At 41.5% G+C, this 1,567-nt stretch carries 1 protein-coding gene; it reads left to right on the forward strand.

What is annotated here, in order from left to right; translation table 11 throughout:
* Nucleotides 1-133 precede the first annotated feature (133 nt).
* Complete coding sequence (locus FC85_RS06050) at nucleotides 134-1,492, forward strand: IS4 family transposase (protein WP_046870709.1); 1,359 nt, start codon at nucleotides 134-136, stop codon at nucleotides 1,490-1,492.
* Nucleotides 1,493-1,567 lie beyond the last annotated feature (75 nt).

Genomic DNA, 1,567 nt, shown 5'->3' on the forward strand with positions numbered 1-1,567 from the left:
ACTGAAACTTGAAAGCTAATAATCACGCCAAAGGCGTGTGGTTATTGGCTTTTTTGGCAAAAAAATAAACGCAAGCTCTCCTGCGTTGTATACTTTAGTCGACCAAAACCAAGATACAAAGGAGACTTACGTCATGAATATTATAAGACAAAAAAATACAGAAAACGAGCTTCACAATATTGTTCATCAATTTACTTCCCTCATTGGTCTATCTAAACTCACCAAGTTGGTGAATTATCGCCGGCATTCAGAAATCAGCTTGATGAAGGTCATTGAATGGCTGCTCACGACAAAGTTCCTGGGACGCTCGCTTTATCGAGCCCATGAAACACCTAACTTTACCAGTCGCACCGTCAGAAATAATTTGAACGATGGCCGGATCAATTGGCAACGCTTGATTTGTCAAGTTGGGAGTCATTTAATCAAGCATTTACGACCGTTTATTGACCGCCGGCGGCGGTTAGCATTGATCATTGACGATACACTCTTTTCCCGTGAGTACGCCACCCAAACCGAATTACTAGCGCGAGTCTTTGACCATGACAAACAGTTATATATTAAGGGATACCGGGCTTTAACTTTGGGTTGGAGTGACGCCAATACATTCTTACCGATCAACTTTGCATTAATGTCTTCCAAGAAGCCACAAAACGTCCTTGGAAAATCAGCTAAAACAACCGATCAACGAACAATTGCTGGCCGGAGACGTCGCCAAGCACAGCAAAAAATGAACCTCGTTTCATTGCAACTTGTCAAGCAAGCCCTCGCAAATGGCGTTCTAGCTGACTATGTGTTATTTGATAGCTGGTATAGCTCACCAAAAATGTTCTATGAATTAACCAAGTTGGGATTAAACGGCGTGGGCATGCTTAAACGGTCCAGCAAAATTTACTATCAATATCGCGGACGGCAATATTCAGTTAGAGCATTATACAAGCGACTGCAGGCCTCAAAATATCAACCCAAGCAAGCTTATCAATACAGCTGCTTTGTCGAAGCGCACGTCGGGAACCAAAAATTCAAGCTTCGCTTGGTATTTGTGGCTAATCGGGCCCGTCAAGATGACTACCTAGTACTGGCAACGACTCAGTTAGGCCTTCAGCCACAAGAGATCATTCAACTATACGCCCGAAGATGGCAAATTGAGAATTACTTTAAAGTTGCCAAGCAATACTTGCGGCTCGACAAATCACAAGTTCAAAATTATGACGGGCTTTGTGGCCATTTAGCAATTGTCATGATGACTTATGACCTATTAGCTTGGCAGGAACGGCAAAATCAGGATGATCGCACCATTGGGGATTTATTCTTTATAATGAACGAAGCCATGCCAGATATTGAGTTGTCTCAAGCACTGGTATGGCTTCTAAATTCGTTAAAAACGATTATTAATCATGAAGTTTATGCAAGAAGAGCCCAAATTATTCAGATGATGAATCAGTTCTTCACATTTTTGCCGAAACGGTTAGTTTCGCTGTTAACAGCAAGCTAAATGGTTAAATTAATTAAAATATGCCCTGTGATACCAAGGGATCAGTCTGTCTTCATACTTTCAAGTTTCAGATAA

Origin of the sequence: Lentilactobacillus diolivorans DSM 14421, assembly GCF_001434255.1 — a bacterium.
Lineage (GTDB): Bacteria > Bacillota > Bacilli > Lactobacillales > Lactobacillaceae > Lentilactobacillus > Lentilactobacillus diolivorans.